Source organism: Xanthomonas nasturtii (assembly GCF_023337365.3).
GTDB classification, from domain to species: Bacteria; Pseudomonadota; Gammaproteobacteria; order Xanthomonadales; family Xanthomonadaceae; genus Xanthomonas; species Xanthomonas nasturtii.
This window is the reverse complement of record NZ_CP142084.2, coordinates 1,895,541-1,914,867: the sequence shown is the minus strand read 5'-3', so window position 1 is coordinate 1,914,867 and position 19,327 is coordinate 1,895,541. Positions and strand designations below refer to the sequence as shown.

At 65.9% G+C, this 19,327-nt stretch carries 21 protein-coding genes; 10 read left to right on the top strand and 11 right to left on the bottom strand.

What is annotated here, in order from left to right; all coding sequences use genetic code 11:
• Positions 1-20 precede the first annotated feature (20 nt).
• The 11 genes from M3O59_RS08410 to M3O59_RS08360 all read right to left on the bottom strand — a co-directional run bounded on the left by M3O59_RS08410 (position 21) and on the right by M3O59_RS08360 (position 11,275).
• Positions 21-1,133: a glycosyltransferase family 4 protein gene (locus tag M3O59_RS08410; protein WP_064628691.1), complete on the bottom strand. Its 1,113-nt coding sequence runs from the start codon at positions 1,131-1,133 to the stop codon at positions 21-23.
• A complete protein-coding gene (locus M3O59_RS08405) occupies positions 1,130-2,260 on the bottom strand; it encodes a glycosyltransferase family 4 protein (protein WP_116906058.1) in 1,131 nt (376 codons plus the stop codon). Before M3O59_RS08405 ends, M3O59_RS08410 begins: the two co-directional genes overlap by 4 nt.
• Before the next feature lie 133 nt (positions 2,261-2,393).
• On the bottom strand, positions 2,394-3,092 hold the full coding sequence (locus M3O59_RS08400; protein ID WP_064628687.1) for a class I SAM-dependent methyltransferase: 699 nt from the start codon (positions 3,090-3,092) through the stop codon (positions 2,394-2,396).
• Positions 3,089-4,324: an amidohydrolase family protein gene (locus M3O59_RS08395; RefSeq protein ID WP_147308507.1), complete on the bottom strand. Its 1,236-nt coding sequence runs from the start codon at positions 4,322-4,324 to the stop codon at positions 3,089-3,091. The genes M3O59_RS08400 and M3O59_RS08395 overlap by 4 nt, the downstream gene beginning before the upstream one ends.
• Positions 4,325-4,336: 12 nt before the next feature.
• Positions 4,337-5,179: a class I SAM-dependent methyltransferase gene (locus tag M3O59_RS08390; RefSeq protein WP_116906060.1), complete on the bottom strand. Its 843-nt coding sequence runs from the start codon at positions 5,177-5,179 to the stop codon at positions 4,337-4,339.
• A 284-nt stretch (positions 5,180-5,463) separates the two neighbouring features.
• On the bottom strand, positions 5,464-6,315 hold the full coding sequence (locus M3O59_RS08385) for a Wzz/FepE/Etk N-terminal domain-containing protein (RefSeq protein WP_116906061.1): 852 nt from the start codon (positions 6,313-6,315) through the stop codon (positions 5,464-5,466).
• A 39-nt stretch (positions 6,316-6,354) separates the two neighbouring features.
• Positions 6,355-7,347 (bottom strand): hypothetical protein, encoded by a 993-nt coding sequence (locus M3O59_RS08380; protein ID WP_373419000.1) that lies wholly within the window; start codon positions 7,345-7,347, stop codon positions 6,355-6,357.
• 149 nt (positions 7,348-7,496) lie between these two features.
• The gene (locus M3O59_RS08375; protein WP_116906063.1) at positions 7,497-8,429 is read right to left on the bottom strand and encodes a glycosyltransferase family 2 protein; all 933 of its coding nucleotides are present in this window, start codon (positions 8,427-8,429) and stop codon (positions 7,497-7,499) included.
• Complete coding sequence (locus M3O59_RS08370; protein WP_116906064.1) at positions 8,426-9,679, bottom strand: O-antigen translocase; 1,254 nt, start codon at positions 9,677-9,679, stop codon at positions 8,426-8,428. The genes M3O59_RS08375 and M3O59_RS08370 overlap by 4 nt, the downstream gene beginning before the upstream one ends.
• Positions 9,676-10,800: a DegT/DnrJ/EryC1/StrS family aminotransferase gene (locus tag M3O59_RS08365; protein WP_162841550.1), complete on the bottom strand. Its 1,125-nt coding sequence runs from the start codon at positions 10,798-10,800 to the stop codon at positions 9,676-9,678. Before M3O59_RS08365 ends, M3O59_RS08370 begins: the two co-directional genes overlap by 4 nt.
• 1 nt (position 10,801) lies before the next feature.
• Entirely contained in the window at positions 10,802-11,275 is a 474-nt protein-coding gene (locus M3O59_RS08360) for a sugar 3,4-ketoisomerase (RefSeq protein ID WP_064628668.1), read from the bottom strand.
• Positions 11,276-11,579: 304 nt separating this feature from the next.
• Here M3O59_RS08360 and M3O59_RS08355 point away from each other — a divergent pair, with 304 nt between their 5' ends.
• The 10 genes from M3O59_RS08355 (at position 11,580) to ccmE (ending at position 19,294) form a co-directional block, all read left to right on the top strand.
• A complete protein-coding gene (locus M3O59_RS08355; RefSeq protein ID WP_181920577.1) occupies positions 11,580-12,191 on the top strand; it encodes a cytochrome b in 612 nt (203 codons plus the stop codon).
• Between the two features lie 83 nt (positions 12,192-12,274).
• Positions 12,275-13,618, top strand: coding sequence for a cytochrome C (locus tag M3O59_RS08350; protein ID WP_116906065.1), 1,344 nt, complete (start codon positions 12,275-12,277; stop codon positions 13,616-13,618).
• A gap of 26 nt (positions 13,619-13,644) precedes the next feature.
• Positions 13,645-14,034: a c-type cytochrome gene (locus M3O59_RS08345; protein WP_064628664.1), complete on the top strand. Its 390-nt coding sequence runs from the start codon at positions 13,645-13,647 to the stop codon at positions 14,032-14,034.
• Positions 14,035-14,425: 391 nt separating this feature from the next.
• The gene (locus tag M3O59_RS08340) at positions 14,426-15,235 is read left to right on the top strand and encodes a TorF family putative porin (protein ID WP_181920582.1); all 810 of its coding nucleotides are present in this window, start codon (positions 14,426-14,428) and stop codon (positions 15,233-15,235) included.
• A gap of 51 nt (positions 15,236-15,286) precedes the next feature.
• Positions 15,287-15,880, top strand: a complete 594-nt coding sequence (locus M3O59_RS08335) for a sigma-70 family RNA polymerase sigma factor (RefSeq protein ID WP_181920578.1) — start codon at positions 15,287-15,289, stop codon at positions 15,878-15,880.
• On the top strand, positions 15,877-16,533 hold the full coding sequence (locus M3O59_RS08330) for a zf-HC2 domain-containing protein (RefSeq protein ID WP_181920579.1): 657 nt from the start codon (positions 15,877-15,879) through the stop codon (positions 16,531-16,533). Before M3O59_RS08335 ends, M3O59_RS08330 begins: the two co-directional genes overlap by 4 nt.
• Positions 16,530-17,855 carry a S8 family serine peptidase gene (locus M3O59_RS08325; protein ID WP_116906067.1) on the top strand — a complete coding sequence of 442 codons (1,326 nt, stop codon included), beginning with the start codon at positions 16,530-16,532 and terminating at the stop codon, positions 17,853-17,855. The genes M3O59_RS08330 and M3O59_RS08325 overlap by 4 nt, the downstream gene beginning before the upstream one ends.
• 10 nt (positions 17,856-17,865) lie before the next feature.
• A complete protein-coding gene (ccmC, locus tag M3O59_RS08320) occupies positions 17,866-18,624 on the top strand; it encodes a heme ABC transporter permease CcmC (RefSeq protein WP_064628658.1) in 759 nt (252 codons plus the stop codon).
• A complete protein-coding gene (gene ccmD, locus M3O59_RS08315) occupies positions 18,621-18,827 on the top strand; it encodes a heme exporter protein CcmD (RefSeq protein ID WP_064628656.1) in 207 nt (68 codons plus the stop codon). The genes ccmC and ccmD overlap by 4 nt, the downstream gene beginning before the upstream one ends.
• Positions 18,824-19,294: a cytochrome c maturation protein CcmE gene (gene ccmE, locus M3O59_RS08310; RefSeq protein WP_064628654.1), complete on the top strand. Its 471-nt coding sequence runs from the start codon at positions 18,824-18,826 to the stop codon at positions 19,292-19,294. The genes ccmD and ccmE overlap by 4 nt, the downstream gene beginning before the upstream one ends.
• The last annotated feature ends 33 nt before the right edge of the window (positions 19,295-19,327 follow it).

Genomic DNA, 19,327 nt, shown 5'->3' with positions numbered 1-19,327 from the left:
GCCTGCGTTGCCACGCGCACTCAGCGCAGCGGCCGCTGCTCACATAATTGGCGATACAGCTGCTCGAACAGGCGGGTGGTCAACGCGGCGTCTTCGCGGACGGCGCGACACTGCGCCGCCCAGGCCAGACGCAGGCGCAGTTCGTCGTCGCCGAGCACCTGACGAATGGCGTCGGCCATGCCGGCCCAGTCGCCTGGCGGCACCGCCAGCGCCGAGACCGGCGCCCATTCGACCAGGTGGCCCACCGCAGTACCCACTGTTGGAACGCCGGCAACGGCAGCTTCCAGCAGCACCAGCGGACCTGCTTCATGCAGGGAGGACAGCACCAGCAGGTCGGCCGACAGCATGATCGGGCGCAACTCGCGCTGGGTCTTGAAGCCGAGAAAGCGCACCTGTTGCTGCAGGCCAAGGTCGTGCACCAGGCGCTGCATGGCGCCGTCCAGGGTGTCGACGCCCACCATATCCAGGGTGAAGGCGACCCCGGCACGTTTAAGTGCGGCCATCGCCTGCAGCAAGGTGCGCTGATCCTTGACCGGATTGAGGCTGGCCACATGCAGCAGGCGTGCGGTTGCGCCGGTACGCGCACGCGGCGCCGCCGGCGACCAGGCGCGCAGATCCACCCCCAGCGGCACGCGTTGCGCAGCGATGCCCAGTGCCTGCAGTGAATTGATGATGGGTGCGCTGGCCGCCGTTACCTGATCGGCCAGCCGCAGGGTCACCGCTTCGCGCAGACGCGCGCGCCACGTGCGGCGGCCGCCGTAGCCGATGCGATGCAGGGCGACCAATTCGCCACCGGCGATATGCACCATGCTGGGACGCCGCAGCAGCGTGGCAGCGGTCACTGCGATCAAGCTGCAATAGCCTGAAAAAATCGCCTGGATCACATCGAACGGTGCGCGCCGGTGCTCGTCGCGAATGGCAGCGATCGCGCGCAGCCGCGTGCGTCGGGCGCCGATGTTGTGCACGGTGGCGCCGCGCAGGCTCCATGTGCCGGGCAGCGGCTCTTGATGCAGCACGAACACGTGCACCGCATGGCTGCGCGCCAGCCACTCAATCAAGGTGAGGAACACCGGAATCACGCGGACTTCCCCGCTGCGATCTACACCGCCCGGTACCACCAGTGCCAGTTTCATGCGGTGCGCTCCGGCGCGGCAGCGCGTAATTGCGTGTAGGCCTGCGCCCAGCGCTGGCCCACCGCGGCAAACGACAGGCGTGCGTCGAAATGCGCACGCACCTGTGCACGCGAGGGACGTTGCCGGCAGACGCGTAGCAACAGCTCCGACAATGCCGATGCATCGCCCACCGGCCACAACGCACCAACCGCACCGTCGTCGCTGAGTGCACGGAACGACGGGATTGCGCTGAGCAGCGGCAGGCAGCCGCAGGCGTAGGCTTCCAGTGCGGCATAGCCGCAACTTTCTGCGTGGCTGGCGGAAACGAACAGATCGGCAGCGCGCAGCAGCTCCTGCACGCGCGCATGTTCGACCCTGCCCAGCAACTGCACGCACCTGGCCAGCTGCGGGTCCTCGCGCAGGCGCTGCTGCACCTGCTCCATCAGCGGCGCCTGGTCGAACACGCACCACAGCCGCAACCCGGGCAACAGGCGCGCGGCCATGGCCACCGCATCCAGTACGCACAATGGGTCCTTGCCTGCACTTAGATGACCAACCCACAACACACACGGGTCGCCGTGCAAGCGGGTTTGCTCGCGCGCCTGCAACCGGTCGCCCGGCGTAAAGCGGCTGCTCGATTCGGGGATCGCAAACAGCTGCGTGCTGCGGCGAAACAGGCGCGCCCGCACGAACGGCTGCGCCAGCTCCAGCGAGGTGAACGCAATGCCGGCCGCGGCGGCGTAGCGTGCGCGCCACAGGCTTCTGCTCCACCAGCGCGGCGGCCGGTTGGCATGATCCTGCAGCAGGATCGGCAGCTGCGGCAACAGGCGTGCAAGGCGTCGCATATCGCCGGCGAATTCCAGACCGTGCACATGCAGCACATCGGCATCGATCTCACGCAACAGGGCGGCAAGCGTGCGCGCACGGCCTGCGCTGCCACGCTGCCGCAGATCGGCAAAGTGGTAGTCCACGCCCAGGCGGCGCAACCGGATGTCTAGGGTTGATGCCTGGATCACCGAAACGCGTACGCCTGCGCTGGCGACGGCCTCGGCGATATCGGCCAGCGATGGCCATTGCGCGAACACCTGCTCCGCGCTCAAGCCGTCGGGCGTGGGAACCAGATTCAGCTGTGCGACGTGCAGGCTCATGCGGCTCGTGGCGCTTGCGCATCGAGCAACGCAACGGTACTGCCGTGCGCCGTGCCCAAGGCGGCACCCGCAGCGTGCCACCGACGGGCAGCAGGCACCGCACCGCATGCGACTGCGCTATACCAGGTCATGCTCATGCGACGCGTCGCAGCCGCAGCACCAGTGCAACCGGCACCTGCAACGCAGTCTGGTCGAAACGCGCGCCGGCCGGAATGTCCGCGGGGTCCAGCATGGGCTCGGCAACGGCTTCGACTGCAAAGCCGAGTGCGGTGCACGCCGCGTGCCAGTGGCTATAAAGATGCTGGGTATGCCGCACCGCGTAGTGCTGCCCATCGGCTTTGAAGTCGCGTCGCCAGCCGAGCGCGTGGCCGATCGGATGCACGTCGCTGCACAGCACGATGCCACCAACGCGGGTGACACGATGCAGTTCTTCCAGCGCCGGCCACAGCCGTTGCAGATGCCCCACCACCAGCCCGCACACGCTGAGGTCGGCCACCGCATCGGCCAACGGCAGATGCTCCAGGCTGCCGTGCTGCAAGCCGATCCGTGCGGCCGGCCAGTCCCTTGCCAGCTCGATGCCGGCACGCTGCAGCATCTCCGGCGACAGATCGACACCGGTGAGGTGGCGTGCGCCGCGGTGCAATGCGTGCAGCATGTAACGGCCGCTGCCGCAGCCGGCGTCCAGCACGTGCTGGCCCTGCAGGCTGGCCGGCATCAAGGCGAGCATGGCGCGTTCTTCGGCCAGCATCACCGGGTTATGCGCGTGCGGCGGATACGCCTGCGCCCACAGCGCATACGCTGCGGCGGGGTCGAGCACCGGCACTGCGCTCACGAAAAAACACCGTTGCCGGCCAGTGCCTGCGCAAGCTGCGCGGTGGCCGGCGCCGGTTGCTCCAGCGACACGCGCTGCAGGCCGGGTTCGAGCGCCAGCACCGCCGGGTCGGCCAGCGTGGCATCGAGCAGTTTGGGTCGCCCATCCAGCAACACCGGTACTGTGGCAATGCCGGCTGCGTCGAACCACGGCGCAAAATCCGGATCGGCGATGCGCGGCCTGCCATCGCGGATCACCGCACGCACGGCGCTGCGCTCGCAACCGATGATGCTGTTGGCAGGTTCGCCGCCACGGTCGCGCACGATCAGCAGATCCGCAGCGGCACCGGGGGCAATGCGCCCACGCGTTGTCATGCGCAGGATGCGTGCGGAATCATGGGTGACCATGCCCAGCAGCAGGTCCGGCGCCAGCCCACTCTCGCCGGCAATGCGCAGTTCTTCCAGCAAGTCGCGCGCGCCGCTGATGCGCGAATCGCTGCCCAGCGCCAGCCGGCCGGCCATGCACAAGCGCCACGGATCGAGCGTGCGGCCGAGCAGCGCGTGATTGCTGGACGGGCACCACACCACGGCCGCGCCCCGTGCGATCACGCGCTCGATGTCCTGCTCGCCCATGCCCACGCCGTGGATCAGCACGGTGTTGGCGGCCAGGCAGCCCAGCCGATCGAGTTCGTCGAGTTCGGCACGCGCGACAGCGTCGGTGCCTTCGGCCAGATGGATCATCCAGGGATACGCAGCCGGAGTTGCGGCAAAACTGCCTTGCACCGGCGGGCCGTAGCCTGTCCATCCCAGCGCATAGCTCCAGCCGAACGCGCGCAGCAGGCTCACCGGGAAGGTCGCTTCGTCCAGGGTGGCATGCCATGGGTCGTGCTGCGCCACGCAGGTGACGCCGGCCAGCAGGTTCTTCAGGCCACCATGGCGCAGCCGCACCGCCTTGGGAACGCGCAGTGCCGCGGCCACCGCCGGATGCTGGAAATGCGCCTGAAATGCCTCGATCCACGCATAGCTGTTGGCGAACGGGGCAACCTGCGGCAGCGGCGGCACACAGTTGACCTGCAGATGCTCATGCGCGTTGATCAGCCCCGGCGCCAGCACATGCCCGTGCAGGTCCAGTCGCAAGGTGCCGGTGCCGAGCGTGCCGCCGAAGCGCCCCGCGCGGATGCTCACTGCGCTGCGCGACGGACCGGCCAAGGTGATCGCGCGTGCGCCTTGCAGGCAGACATCGGCCATGGCCATCGGCATCTCCACTCAGCGCTTGCGCATCACGATCAGAAAGTGATCGCCCATGTCGCGCAGCAGCGGCAGCCCGCCCAGGCGGTCGTCGCAGCGTCCCAGCCGCTCGGACAGGCGCGGATTGCGTTCGCAGAAATCCACCAGATACGGCGGCGGCAGGAACAGGCTCAGGGCGCGGTAACTCTCAAGCACGAAGTGCTGTTCGAACGCGCGGTAGAACTCGCGCGGCAGGTGATACCAGGTCCAGATGGTGTAGCCGTTCATGCCCACCGCAATTGCACCCTTGGCAGCCCGCACCGCGGCACGCTTGAAGCGCCCGCGCAAGGCGTAATGACCGATTTCCCAGGGGCAGATCCGCCCGATCACCGAAAACACCAGGCACCCATCGGCGCGCAACAGACGCGCGCATTCGGCGGCCACGGCCGGCAGATCGGGTGCGCAATTGAGCGGACCGAAGTTGGAGTACATGCCATCGAAGCTGCCTTCCAGCCGATCGAGTTGCTGGATGCCCACATGCGCGGCGGTGAGGCGTTCTTCCAGACCGTGGCTGGCGGCGCGCTGGCGGGTGCGCTCGACCATCGCCGGCGACCAGTCGGTGGCCAGCACCGAATACCCGCGGCTGGCGAATTGGCCAGCGTCCAGGCCGGTACCGCAGCCCAGATCGATCAGCCGCGAGCCCACCGGCAGCTCGGCAGCCACCGTGTTCCACAGCGTGGTGCGCATGCGCTGGATCAGCGCGTTGTTGCCGCGTGGCCCGTCGTAGTCGGGGGCAACGCTGTCGAAGGCACGCTGCGTTTCCAGCAGTTGTTCGGGCGCCACCGTGCCACCCCGCGCGGCATGCTCATTGATCGTCGACATGCGCAGCCTCCCACACCCGTCCTGCTGTTCTCACGACACTCTCCAGGCGCAACGCCGCCAATGCGGCATCGCTTGATAGACCCGTGAGTGCCGGGTGCTGGCGGTTTGGTTGCAGCGTGGCGGGCGGCACTCAAACGGGTTCAGGCGATCACGTTCGCCAGGGGCGAATTGGCTGGATACGCAGACATGCGAAGTGCGGCCTGGCTTCTGCAGTCTTCCGGTCGCCGTTGATTGGGTGCGCTTTTTACAGCCCAACGCAAGCGTGCCGATACACGTTTCATCCCTCACGCACCAGCGTGCGCAGCAGCCTGCCCACGACGACGCAGCGCATTGCGCAGCACCGCGGCCAGCACGCCCAGCCCTGCCCCGGCCAGCAAGCCCGCTGCCCAGGCAGTGATCGCATTCGGATACGCCTGGCGGTCGGGCACGTACAGCGGCCACGCCAGCGAGGTCTGGTAGGTGTAGCGCGCGGTGAGGCGCGCGATCAGATCGTCGCGCTCGCTCTTCAAGGCGCGGATGGTGGTGTTGCTGTCGGTGAGCAGCACGCCGGCCAACACCTGCGCCGGCGTGGCGACTGACGCGCCCTGCCCGGCTTGCAACTGCCGCTGCAGCTGCTCGCGGTTACGGGTAGCTGCGCGCAGATCGTCGCTCAAGCCGTGCAGGCGGCTGCGTGCAAGATCCAGCGCAACCGCATTGGTATCGCCATGCAAGGTCTGCAGCGCGTTCACGGTGGCCATGGCCAACGCGCGCGCCTGCTGTGCCGATTCGGCGCGGATGGTCACGCCGATCAGATTGGCGTACGGGTCAGGGTCCGGCTTGAGGCTGTTGCGATACAGCTGCGCAGCGCGGCTCTTCAGCGGCACCTGCGCCTGGCGCAACACCGCATCCTGGAACAGCCGCGTTTTCATGCGGTCGATCACGCGTTGAAACGGCTCCACCTTGGGGTCGCGGCCGGCAGGTGTCGGGCCGATCTCGCCGACCTGGATCCATGCGGCGGCTTCCCACTGTGGCTTGGCCAAGCGCGTGAACGCAAAGGTCAGGCCCAGCACCACGACCAGCGCCGCCGCTGCCCAGCGCCATTCCCGGCGCAGGATGCGCCACAGGTCGATCAGATAGATTTCGTCGTGTTGATTCATGGTGCGCAGCTCTGGGGCGATGAATGGCGTGCTGCACGCTTATGCGGCAGACGGGTGTGCGGATAAACGGTTGGGCAACACCACCGTGCAGGCATGCAGCACCAGGCACAGCGCGATGAAGCCGAAGTTGGTCCAGGTGAACGCCTGTGGCGCGAAGGGCGACATCAGGCAGGCATAGGCAATGCGCAGGAAGATCAGCACGTGGAAGATCGACAGCGAGCCGTTGAGCCGGCGCACGCTCCACACCAGCCCGGCATACAACGCCAGCAACGCCAGCAGTGCACCGGGAGCGCCCCAGGCCATCAAGAACGGGAAAAACTCGGTGCCCACATTGATGTTGGGCGCATCCAGCGGAATACTGGTGTCGGCGGTGGCGATCGAACCACTGAACGGCACCAATTGATTGACCAGAAAACTGGCGTTGACATAGCCCTTGGCCAGCATCGCGCCAAAGTTGTACGGCCCGGCGCTGATATAGAGCAGCAGCCATTGCACGCCTTGCGGCATGGCGCGGTAAAACGCGCTGAATGGCAACGCCACGGTCGCCAGGGAACCGGAACGCAACGCGCCAAGGATCGAAAACACGCCGCCGCCTGCCAGTACCAGCAGCCCGATGGTCTTCCACGGCAGGCGGCGCGCCGGCTCGCGGCGCAACAGCATCACCAGCACGAACGAAAACAGGCCGGCGAAGATGCGGTTGCGGTCGATCACCACGATCGGGAAGACGAAGCCCAGCGCCACCATCGCCGCGCGTAGCCCGCGATGGCGCACGCACAGCAACGCGATCGGTGGCAGGATCCAGCACATGTTGGAGATGTGCCGCACATGCGCGCGCAATGGGCTCAAGCTGGCATACGACGATGGATCGCTGAACAACGGAATCGGAAACAGCACCACGTCGGCAATGCAAAACACCGTCACCACCGCGGCCAGTGCCATTGCCAGAAACGCGTCGCGGGTGCCGGCGTACCTGTATTGGCGAAAAAGACAAGAACAGGGAAGCTGTGGCCCAGCCAATAGGTCCAGGACCAAAACCCCGCTCGCCCCCGCGAGCAACCAAGCAAGCCCTTGCCAATATCCACTCGGCAACTCGTAAGTCACCGCCGTAACGATGCAACTAAAAAAGATTGCCGGGGTCAGGTATGTCGCCGGTCTCCGCAGAAGAGAAGCGGGCGCCTGCCTCACTTCAGCCCCCTTCGCTTGAAGCTACAAACAGCGATCGATCTTTTAATCAGGTAGGCTGCCAAATGCCAAATCACCGCGAAGTAATTTGATTTCAAAAAAAATATCTTGGCTTTTATAATACTCAACTGGGCCCGTAGCAACCAAAAATCCGCACCCGTAAAAATTCCTGAATTACACTCGGCAACCAGCGCAAATTCGGTCAAATTTCCAATCCTCTTATCAAGATCCCGTGTCTTACTGACATTGGTTCCATGCAGCCGATACGCAGAAACAATTACATCCAGAAATGCGAGCGCGTCAGTCGAAACCAATCGAAGAAATAAGTCCCAGTCCTCAATCTTGAGCGACTCGTTCCACCGCATACCACTGTCAAATGCACGGCGCCTGAGCATCGTAACGGCGCCACTGACGGCCCACTTCCCGATAACAGCGCGACGAATTCCGGCATCGGTCAAATAATCACTCTTTTGGGCACGATGAAGATCGCGCATCGCGCTTTGCAAAATGCACCGTCCTTCCTCATCGACCACGCAGGCATCGCCTATGACGGCTGTCTTGTCAGAGCGCTTTTCGAGAAATTTAACCTGCACCAAAATTCCACCAGGCACCAAGTAGTCATCGCTGGCAACAATACGGATGTAGTCGCCACGCGCGATCCGAGCAGCCTCGTTCAACGTTGCTGATACCCCCCGATTCTCGCGTTGCACGAACTGCACCGGCAGCCGGTGCCCATGGGCGCCGATCCACTGGCTGATCTTTTCCCCCGTGGCATCGCTGGAGCCGTCGTCGATGATGACGATTTCCTTGCACGGGTACGGGTCCTCCAACACGCTGTCCAGGCAGCGCTGCACGAAACGCGCATGATTGAAAGCCGGAATCAGCACCGAGACCAATGGCCAGCGTGCACGTGCAGGCGTCTGATCGTTCATGCCGTCCGTCCCAGGTAGCGCCGCACGACCACGATGTTGAACAACAGATACAGCACGTAGTTAGCGGCGAAGGCATACATTGCACCGATCAACCCGAACTGCGCAGTAAACACGTACACCAGCGCCAGATAGCTCGCCGCAAATACGCATTCGGACATCACGAACAGCCGCGTCATCGCCTTGGCCAACATCACGTACGACAGCACGAAGGCGGCGATCTTGATCACATCGCCCAGCAGCTGCGGGCCGTACAGCGGCGCTGCAGCAGCAAATTGCGTATCGAACAGCAGCCAGGTGATCCAGTCGCGGCACACATAGACGCCCAACGCCATCACGATCACCGCCGGCATCACGTAGCGATAGGCGTTGCGCAGCTCGCGGCGCAGCGCCGCAGCGCCGTGCAGCGACGCCAGCTTGGGAAGGTAGTACACGTTGATGGCGGTAGTGAAGAACAGCAGATAGGCGTCCGAGACCCGGCTCACCGCTTGCCAATAGCCCACCTGCCGCCAGCCGTACTGCAGCGCCAGATGATCGCGCACCATGATGGTCACCAGCTGCGGCACCAGCGTGGAGGTGAGCGTCATCAGCGAAAATACCGCCAGCTGGCGGGTCATCTGCGCATCGAAGCGCATGCGCCACATCGCAGGCTGAAAATACGGGCTGCGCCGCAGCGCCGGCACTGCAGCCAGCAACCACAGCACCTGGCCCAGCACCAGCGCCAGCAGCGCGCCCTGCAATTGCGCACGATTGGCCAGCCACGCCACCAGCGCCACGCTCAGCACGGCGCCAGACACCTGCACGAATGCCAGCCGGCGCACGTCCATGAAGCCGTTGATCACCGCCAGCAGGTAATTGAGCAGTGCGATGCCCAATTGTGCGACGGCAAGCACGCAGATCAGCGGACGGTAGCTCGCATCGCCCAGCAGGCGTTCGGCAATCGCCCCGCTGAACGCCACAGCCAGCAGCGCCATCACGCAGGCTGCACAAAACGCGTACCACAGCGCCGCACTCAGTAAGCGTGCCAGCGCGGGCGCGTCATCGCGGTACTGCGCTACGTACTTGACGATGCCGGCGCTGATGCCGCCACCGGCCAGGACCGCGAGCACCGACATCAGGTTGAGAAACTGGCCCAGCCGGCCCACGCCTTGCGGCCCGGCGTAGACCGCCACCAGCTTGACCACCACCAACGCCGCCAGCAGCTTGGCCAGCGTCGCAACGCCGGTGTAGACGCTGCTGCGCACGACATTCATGCGCGGGTGCCGAACGTCTGACAGGCGGCGATCACCCGTGCAACTGCCGCATCGTCCAGCGCCGGCCCCATCGGCAGGCTCAGCACTTCCTGGTGCAGACGCTCGCTCAGCGGCAGGCAAGCATTGCCCAGCGTGGCATACGCCGGCTGCCGATGCGGCGGCACCGGGTAATGAATCTGCGTATGAACGCCATGCTGCAACAGATGCGCCTGCAAGGCGTCGCGCTGGGTGCTGCGCACCACAAATAAATGCCAGACATGCTGCTGCTCGGCCACCAGCGTGGGCAGCACGATCAGCGGGTTGTCGATGCCGTGCAGATAACGCTGCGCCACTGCACGCCGCAGCGCGATCTCTTCGTCCAGGTAGGCCAGCTTGACCCGCAAAAAAGCCGCCTGCAGTTCATCCAGGCGCGAATTCACGCCCTGGCACAGATGGTGATACTTCACCTCCGAGCCATAATTGCGCAGCGCGCGGATGCGCTCGGCCAGGCGCTGATCCGAGGTGACCACCGCACCGCCGTCGCCCAATGCGCCGAGGTTCTTGGTCGGGAAAAAGCTGAAAGCCGCCGCATCACCGAAGGCGCCGGCACGTCGGCCCCGTGCGCTCGCGCCATGCGCCTGCGCAGCGTCTTCGATCAGCAACAGGCCGTAGCGATGGGCCAGCGTCTGCAACGCCGGCATGTCGGCCAGTTGCCCATACAGATGCACCGCCATGATGGCGCGCGTGCGCGGCCCGATCGCCTTTTCCACGCTGGCCGGGTCCATATTGAAGGTGATCGGGTCCGGCTCCACCGGCACCAGCACCAGATGGTTCTGGCTGATCGCCAGAAACGTGGCGATGAAGGTATTGGCCGGCACGATGATCTCATCGCCTTCGCGCAACACGCCCAACTCGCGATAACCACGCAGGATCAACGACAACGCATCTAGCCCGTTGCCCACGCCGACCGCATGCGTGGTCCCGCAATAGCTGGCGAATTCTTCTTCGAACGCAGCCAGTTCCTTGCCGAGCACATACCAGCCGGCGTCGATCACGCGTGCGGCAGCGGCCTTGAGTTCATCCGCATAGCGCGCGTTGACTGCACGCAAATCCAGGAAAGGCACATCCATAAACCCGGGCATCTTACGATTGCACTCCAAGTAAAGGCTCGATATCGGGAATGAAACTCTTGCTTGCGCCCACAAGATTTTTCCCGCTACGCACTTCGCTCACGAACTGGTCGTAATCCAGGATGTAATCGCCCGGGTCGTAGAGTTGGTCGGCCAGCACCATCAGCACGCAGTCGGCGCTGAAGTGGTACAGATCGCGCCACACCATGCGACCGAGCAGCAGGCCTTGCGATGGGTCGTTCAGCACCACCTCGCTCGGGCTCTCGCCATTGCCCTCGTCCAGCAGAATCGTCACCGACCCGTGCAAGGCCACCGCAAATTGATTGAGCTGGCGGTGCGCGTGCTGGCCGCGATGCACGCCGTCGCGCGTGCCGAACAGGTAATACACGCGGCGGATCTCGAACGGGATATTGCGCTGCTGCTCCAATGAAACGAGCAGCCCGCGATCGTCACCGTGGGTGTGCAACTGGATGCGTTCGATGGCCATGATCGGAGGGGCGTAACCGCTGACTGCACGTAGTGCGACATGCCTGAGTGCGCCCGGTTGCGCGAAAGGTTGCGCGCGGTCACGGCGCTGCGAAGCGAGGTACGCGCAAGCGCAGTTGCGCGTATCGCAGCACCTCGCTGTGCGGCGCGCGCAAGCAAAACATCCACTGCGACGCAACCTTTTTCCGACATGGCCGCACATATCGGTGCACGTTCACCTGGCCGCCGTTCGGCCGGCGTGGGGAGCCAGGCCTGGCAGCGAACGCACTGCCGGAACCAACGACCACCACCGGAAGACAGATCAGATGAGTCCATCCCCCCAGGCGCCCGCCAGCGCTTCCGCCAACCGCGCAGGCCCGCTGCCGGAACCGGCGCCGGCCGCACGCGTGCTGCCCTTGCCCAGCTCGATGCGCGTGCTGCACTGGCTCACCGTGCTGTGCCTGACCATGGCCGCCACACTGATCCTGCTGCGCGCCGAACTGGATGGCCGCGCACTGCGTCAGTGGCTGCTGGAAGGGCACCGCCACTTCGGCCTGCTGGTGCTGGTGTTGTTCGCCTTGCGCATCGGTTTACGTCTGCGTCTACGCACACTGCCGCCCGGCCCGCCCGCGTCGCTGCCGATGCGCCTGGCCGCTGGCGCCACCCATGTGGCGATGTACGGGCTGATGCTGGCGTTGCCGTTGCTGGGCTGGTCGCTGAGCAGCGCCTTCGGCAAGACGGTCTATTTCTTCGGCATCCCGCTGCCCGCGCTGGTCGCCCCCGACGGCGACCTCGGCGACACCCTGGGCGTGTGGCACTTGAACGCCGCCTGGGCGCTGCTGGCGCTGGTGCTGTTGCATATCGGCGCCGCGCTCTGGCACCACCTGGTGTTGCGCGACGGTCTGCTGGGCCGCGTATTGCCTGGCAAGCGCGCATGAACCGCCGCACATCGCCTTCCGTGATCCGTTTCCTCGCCCGTTCCCGCACCGCTGCCTCCCGCACCGTCGAACAAGGACTTTCCATGCCCGCTCTCCAGCCCGCCCCGCGTCGCACCGCCACGCGTACCGCTTCCCTGACGTCCTTGTTGTGCGTGTCCGGCCCGTTGCTGCTGCTGGCCAGCACGCAGGCACAGGCGATTCCCTCGTTCGCGCGCCAGACCGGCTCGTCCTGCGCGGACTGCCACATCGGTTCCTACGGTCCGTCGCTCACGCCGTACGGCATGCGCTTCAAGCTCGGCGGCTTCACCGACACCGATGGCAACGGCACCAAGATCCCGGTCTCCGGCCAGCTGACCTGGTCGCGCAACAACCCCAGCCGCGGCGACAGCACCGCGCGCCTGCGCCAGGCCGACCTGTACCTGGGCGGCCGCGTCAACGACAACATCGGCGGTTATTCGAAGATCCGCTCCACCAACAGCGGCAACGCCACCTTCGATACGCGCCTGGACGATGTGGATCTGCGCTTCGTCGGCAAGCCGTTCCAGCTGGGCGGCAAGGACACCATGATCGGCGTCAGCGTCAACAACAACCCGGGCATTTCCGACCCGGTGCACGTGTTGCCGAACGCATCCACACTGACGCCGGCCTCCAACGGCGGCGCCTCCACCATGCTCAGCTCATCGGCGTTGTCCAACCGCGTCATCGGCGCCAGCGTGTACGGGTTGTACGACAAGAACTGGTACGGCGAAGTGGGCAGCTACAGCGCGTTGTCGCCCTCTGCGCAGGATCGCCTCGGCTGGCCGGTCAATGGCGACCCGGGCAAGCTCAGCGACACCACCTACGCGCGTCTTGCCTACATGAAGGATATGAAGCGCCAGTTCTTCTCGGTGGGCCTGACCGCGCTCAACACGCGCCGCCAGCGTCCGCGCAACGGGCCCAGCGACGACCTCACCGATTTCGGCTACGACCTCACTTATCAGTTCCTCGGCACCCGCGAGCATGTGGCGTCGCTGGCGTACGTCAATATCTACGAGCGCCGCAAATACGGCAGCCCGCTGCTGTCGTCCGACCCGACCATGCCTGCGCTGGATCGCGGCAGCGTGCGCGATCAGACCTTCAGCGTGAACTACGCCTACAGGCAGAGCTACGGCGTGCTGGCCGCGCACATGATCAACACCGGCTCGTTCGATGCAGCGCGTTATTCGCCGGTGGGCATCCCCGACACCACCAGCAATCTGATCCTGCTGTACTGGACCCCGTTCGGCAAGGAAGGCACCTACACCACGATCGCCAACCTGCGCGTGTCGGCCGGCTGGTTCCGCTTCGACAAGTTCAACGGCAGCACCTCCAACGTGTTCCGCGGCCCGCCGATCACCAACCCGCGCGATCTCGACAGCTTCACCATGTCGGTCAACCTGACGTTCTGACCCCTCCCGCACCCGTACGGATTTCCATGAACTCACCCTACAAAACCGTGTTGTGCCTTCCGCTGGCCTGCCTGGTGCTGGCCGGCACGACCCTGCCCCCTCCGGCACGCGCCGCCGATGGCAAGAGCGTGTTCGCCAGCGAATGCGCCGAGTGCCACAGCGCAACCGCCGGCAAGAACAAGAAGGGCCCTTCGCTGTTTGGCATCGTCAACCGACCGGCCGGCAGCGTGGCCGACTTCAAGGGCTACACCGCAGATCTCAAGGCGAGCAAGCTCACCTGGACCACAGCCACCCTGCAGAACTTCCTCAAACAGGACTCCACAGTCACCCTGCCGAACACCAAGATGGAGTACGAGGGGCTCAAGGACAGCAAGGAACTCGACGCACTGATCGTCTACCTCAACAGCCTGCACTGAGGCGGCCGGCAGGCCGCCACAAAGCGACCAGACAAGCACGGGCGCCGCGCTTGGCCCTGCCCCGGTCACGCAGGCGCAATGCTCCGGGCAGAACGTATCTGTTGCTGCACTGTGACCTTGCATAGGGCACCTGCTTCAAGCCCGGTACAGTCAGCCGGCCGCACTCTCCGCGGCCGGCAGCTGGGTACCAGCGCAGCTGCACGCTTCCGCATTGCCCGAGCCGAAACCTTCGCGTATACGGACGGAACCGCCGCAGCCGCGGCGGTCTCACCCAGCGTCATGGGTCACTATCGGCGCCCGTTGAATGTCCACGTCCCACGCCATTGCCGACCGTTGCCCTTACCAAGCCGTTCCCATCACACGCGCGCCGCTGCGTCGGTGGCGGGCAGCCGTGGGCGCACTGATGGACACCGGCGCGCACCACCACGTTGAGCTGCTATGCAGGGCGCCGCACCAGCGGCCTTGCGGTCGGCACCTGCAGCCGCAGTTGCAACGGCGGCACCGCCAGCTGGCCCGGGCGCTGTTGCTGGCAATGGCAACCGGCGCCTGCGGCGGCGCGCTGGCCGCCAACGCGGGCGGTGCGGTCGCCGTCACCTCCTCGCTGATCGACCGCGGCATCTCGATCGCGCCCAACAAGCTCACCCTGCAGGCCGCCGGTTACTGGCTGCCGGCGCCGGGTTGGTCGGTCTCCAGCTCGGTGGCGCTGCAGTCGCCGTCGCTGAGCGACCCGGTGGCGGTCACTGCCCAGGCCGGGCGCGCCTGGATGCTGGACGACCGCTGGCAGATGCAGGCCAGCCTGCTCTACTACGGCTACCCGACCAACCGCTCCACCCGCACCTTCGACCGCCAGGAAGCCAGCCTGGCCTGGTCCTACCGCGACGTTCTGACCTTTTCGCTGTCGGCCTTCAACTTCCCGCGCGCGGACCAGTCGCCGTGGAACATGGCCTTCGACGTCACCGCCAACATCCCGCTGGGTAACGATATCGCGCTGTCACTGGGAGCCGGCACCTCGCGTTTTCCGGCCATGGCCTACGGTGCGCCGCGCTCCGGCCGCTATCGGTACGGTCAATTGGGACTGAAGTGGAGCCGCGCCGGATGGACGCTGAAAGGCGAGCGCATCTTCACCAGCAGCAATACCCCGCGCATGCAGGGCGGCCCAGGCGAAACCCCGTGGCTGGGCACGGTCTCCCGGACTTTCTGATCCACCCGCAACCTTTTGCCCGCTTGCGCGCACTGACGTGAGTTACCAGCCATGCCTGCCTTGATGAATGACACCGACACCCTGGGCGATGCCACCGACCGCATGCTGTTGCGCCGCATGGCCGCGGGCGACCGTGACGCGCTGGCGAGCATGTATCACAGCTACCACGGCCGGCTGTGCCGGTTCCTGTCGCGGCTGACCCGCCGCCCGGACATCATCGAAGAAGCCATCAACGATTGCTTCTGGATCGCCTGGCAGAAAGCTGGCGACTTCCGCGGCGATTCGCAGGTGTCCACCTGGATCATGGGCATCGCCTACCGCTGCGGGCTCAAATGCCTGCGCCAGCACGACGGCGAGGCCATCGACGACACCGCCGTGGTGGAAGACCACGCCCCCAGCGCCGACGACAACGACGACCGCGAGCTGCGCGACTGGCTGGACAAGGGCATGGAGCGGCTGTCGCCGGACCAGCGGCTGGTGATCGAACTGGTCTACGGCGTCGGCCACAAGCTCGAAGAAGTGGCTGAAATCATGCAGTGCCCGGTCGGCACCATCAAAGCCCGGCTGTTCCACGCCCGGGTCAAATTACGCAACGTGCTGCCCGGCCTGGCCGGCGGCGCCCCTTACACGGAGACCATGCAATGAAGACGTTTTTCATCGCGCCTGGCAAGGAATGCTCGCACGCCTGGGAATTGATGCCGGCGGTGCTGCTGGACAGCGCCACCGAAGAAGAGAACACCTGGCTGATCGCGCACGTGGCCAAGTGCGCCTCGTGCAGCGCCGAATTCGCCCAGCAGAACCGCCTGCGCCAGGCATTGGCGCTGCCGTCTGCGGTCGCGCCGGACCCGAACGTCGGGCTGCAACGCCTGCTTGGCCGTCTGGATGCGCCGGAGCAGCAGGTCCCGCCCGCGCGCTTGCCGGCCGCCCGCCGCTCCGGCAGCTGGACGGTGCGTGCGCTGGCCGCCGCGGCGCTGGTGCAAGCCATCGGCCTGGGCGTCATGGGCGTCAAGCTGGCCTCGCCCGCCCCCTCGCACGACTACCGCACGCTCAGCAGCGCAACCGCGTTGCCGGTGCCGCAGGGCGCCATCCGCGTGGTGCCGGACGCCCACATGACCGTGGCCGATTGGGACCGCTTGCTGCATGCGCAGCAGCTGCAGGTGGTTGGCGGCCCGAACGAAATGGGCGCCTACACCGTGGTGCCCGCCGCACCGCAGCCGCCGGCCCAGCCGCAACAGACCGTGCAGCAACTCCGCGCCAACCCGGGTATCCGGCTGGCAGAGATCGTCTCGGCGCCATGAATCGTCTGTTCGCCATCGGGTTGCTCGTCGCACTGGCCGGCCTGGGCACGCACGCCAGCACGCAGGCGGCCGCCCCCCTCCAGGAACCGGCCGGCAAGGTGGCCGGCACCGTTCCCGCGCCGGCCAATGCACAGACGCCCGACAGCAGCCGCGACATCCTGCTGGCGGTGGCCAACCCGCTCACCGCGCCGCCGGCACGCGCCGGCTCCAGCCTGATCGGCTACGCTTCCAGCTACTACGGCGCCGGCCAGAAAGCTGCCGCGCGCATGGACAGCATCAAGCAACGCTACAAACTGCGCGAAGTCTCGGCCTGGCCGATCACCTCGCTGGGCCTGTATTGCGCCGTGCTGCAGCCGCCGGCTGGCGTATCGCGCGACGAGCTGGTCAGCGCGCTGGCCGACGACGAGGGCGTGGAGCTGGTACAGCCGGTGCAGGATTTTTCGGTGTTCTCCGCCGATGCCGCAGAAAAGACCACGTCGCTGTCCGGCTACAACGACCCCTATGTGGGCATGCAACGCGGCTTCATCGACACCGATGCGGCTAGCGCGCAGACCGTGACCCAGGGCCGCGGCGTGGTGGTCGCGGTGGTCGATACCGGCGTGGACACCAACCACCCCGATCTGAAGGCGCGCATCCGCGACGTGCACGATCTGGTCGACGACAAACAGGCCATGACCAGCACCGATTCGCACGGCACCGAAGTGGCCGGCATCATTGCCGCCGGCAGCAACAATCACCAAGGCATCGTCGGCATGGCACCCAAGGCCATGTTGAGCGTCTACAAGGCCTGCTGGTACGCGCCGACGGTCGGTGCCACGGCGCGCTGCAACACCTTCACCCTGGCCAAGGCACTGGCGGCGATCAATAACAGCTCCGCGCGCGTGATCAACCTGAGCCTGGGCGGCCCGGCCGACCCGCTGCTGAGCAAGATGCTGCAACGGCTGGTGCAACAGGGCCGCATCGTGGTGGCGGCACTGCCACCGAACGGGCGCCTGGACGGCTTTCCCAATGACGTGCCCGGGGTGCTGGTGGTCCGCAGCAGCAGCGCATCGCCGGCCATGGCGGGCGTGCTGAGCGCGCCCGGCAAGGACATCCTCACCACCCAGCCAAACGGCCGTTACGACTTCACTTCCGGCTCGTCGATGGCCACCGCGCATGTCAGCGGCATGGCTGCATTGTTGTTGTCGCTGCAACCATCGATGGATGCCGCGGCGTTGCGCGAGCTCATGCAGCGCACCAGCAAACTCTCCGACGGCCAGTTGCAGGTCAACGCCGGCGCCGCGGTGCAGGCGCTGGCGCCTCCCGCCAAACATTCCAACTGACGGCACCGGCATGGCCAAGTGGATTCCCCTGTGGCTGCATAAACTCAGCTCGCCGCCCATCTTTTATCGCGTCGCCGGCGTTGCGCGCCCATGGGCGCTGGGGCTGGCCTTGCTGCTCGGCTTGGTCGCCGCGTACGGCGGGCTGGTGCTGGCGCCGCCGGATTATCAGCAGCACGATGCCTACCGCATCATCTTCATCCACGTGCCCAGCGCCTGGATGAGTCTTTTCATCTACGCGGCGATGGGCGTTTCTGCGTTCATTGCGCTGGTGTGGCGGATCAAGCTGGCCGAAGTGGTCACCATGGCCTCGGCGCCGATCGGTGCGGCGTTCACCTTCATCACCTTGTGCACCGGCGCGCTGTGGGGCAAGCCGATGTGGGGCACCTGGTGGACCTGGGATGCGCGGCTCACCTCGGAGTTGCTGCTGCTGTTTCTGTATCTGGGCGTGCTTGGCCTGTATTACGCAGTGGAAGACCGCCGCCAGGCGATGCGCGCGGCCGGCTTGCTGGCGCTGGTGGGCCTGGTGAATCTGCCGGTCGTGCATTACTCGGTGGTGTGGTGGAACACGCTGCATCAGGGCTCCACCGTGCGCCTGCTCGGCCCCTCCAAGATGGGCGCCGACATGCTATGGCCGCTGCTGACCATGATGCTGGCGACCAAGTGCTATTACCTGGCCAGCCTGCTCGGCCGCGTGCGTGTGGACCTGCTCGCACTGGAAAGCGGCAAGGACTGGGCACGCCGCATCGTATTGACGGAGCGCACCGCATGAGCAGTTTTCTGGCGATGGGCGGTTACGGCCAGTACGTATGGACCGCGTATGCGTTGTTCGTGCTGGTGCTGCTGGCGGATCTTGCAGCGCCTTGGTTGCGGCGGCGGCGCCTGCCGCGCGAACTGCGCGGCCAGTTGCAGCGGCAGGCACCGCGTCGCGCACGCGACCAACCGGCACCGGCACTGGAGCGGGACGCGCCATGAACGCCACCCGCAAACAACGCCTGTGGCTGGTGATCGGCGTCATCGCCGCCGCTGCGCTGGCCGTCACCCTCATCGTGTTCGCGCTGCAACGGAACATGAGCTACCTGTTCACCCCCAGCCAGGTGCATGCCGGAGAAGCCGCGGGCTATCAGCAGTTTCGCCTTGGCGGCATGGTCAAGGCCGGCTCGATCCAGCGCGCGGCCGATTCGCTGAAAGTCAGCTTCACCGTCATCGATAAACACGCCGCCACCCAGGTGGAGTACACCGGCATTCTTCCGGACCTGTTCCGCGACAACCAATCGGTCATCGCCAACGGCCGCATGCAGGGCGGGCGCTTTGTCGCCAACGAAGTGCTGGCCAAGCACGACGAAACCTACATGCCCAAAGAGCTGAAGGACGCGATGGCCGAAGGCCATGTCGGAAAGCCCATCCCCGCCACCGCCGTGCCGCTGGCCGCGCCGCGTTGATGCGCTGCCGGTTGGCGCCAAGCACTTCGATGA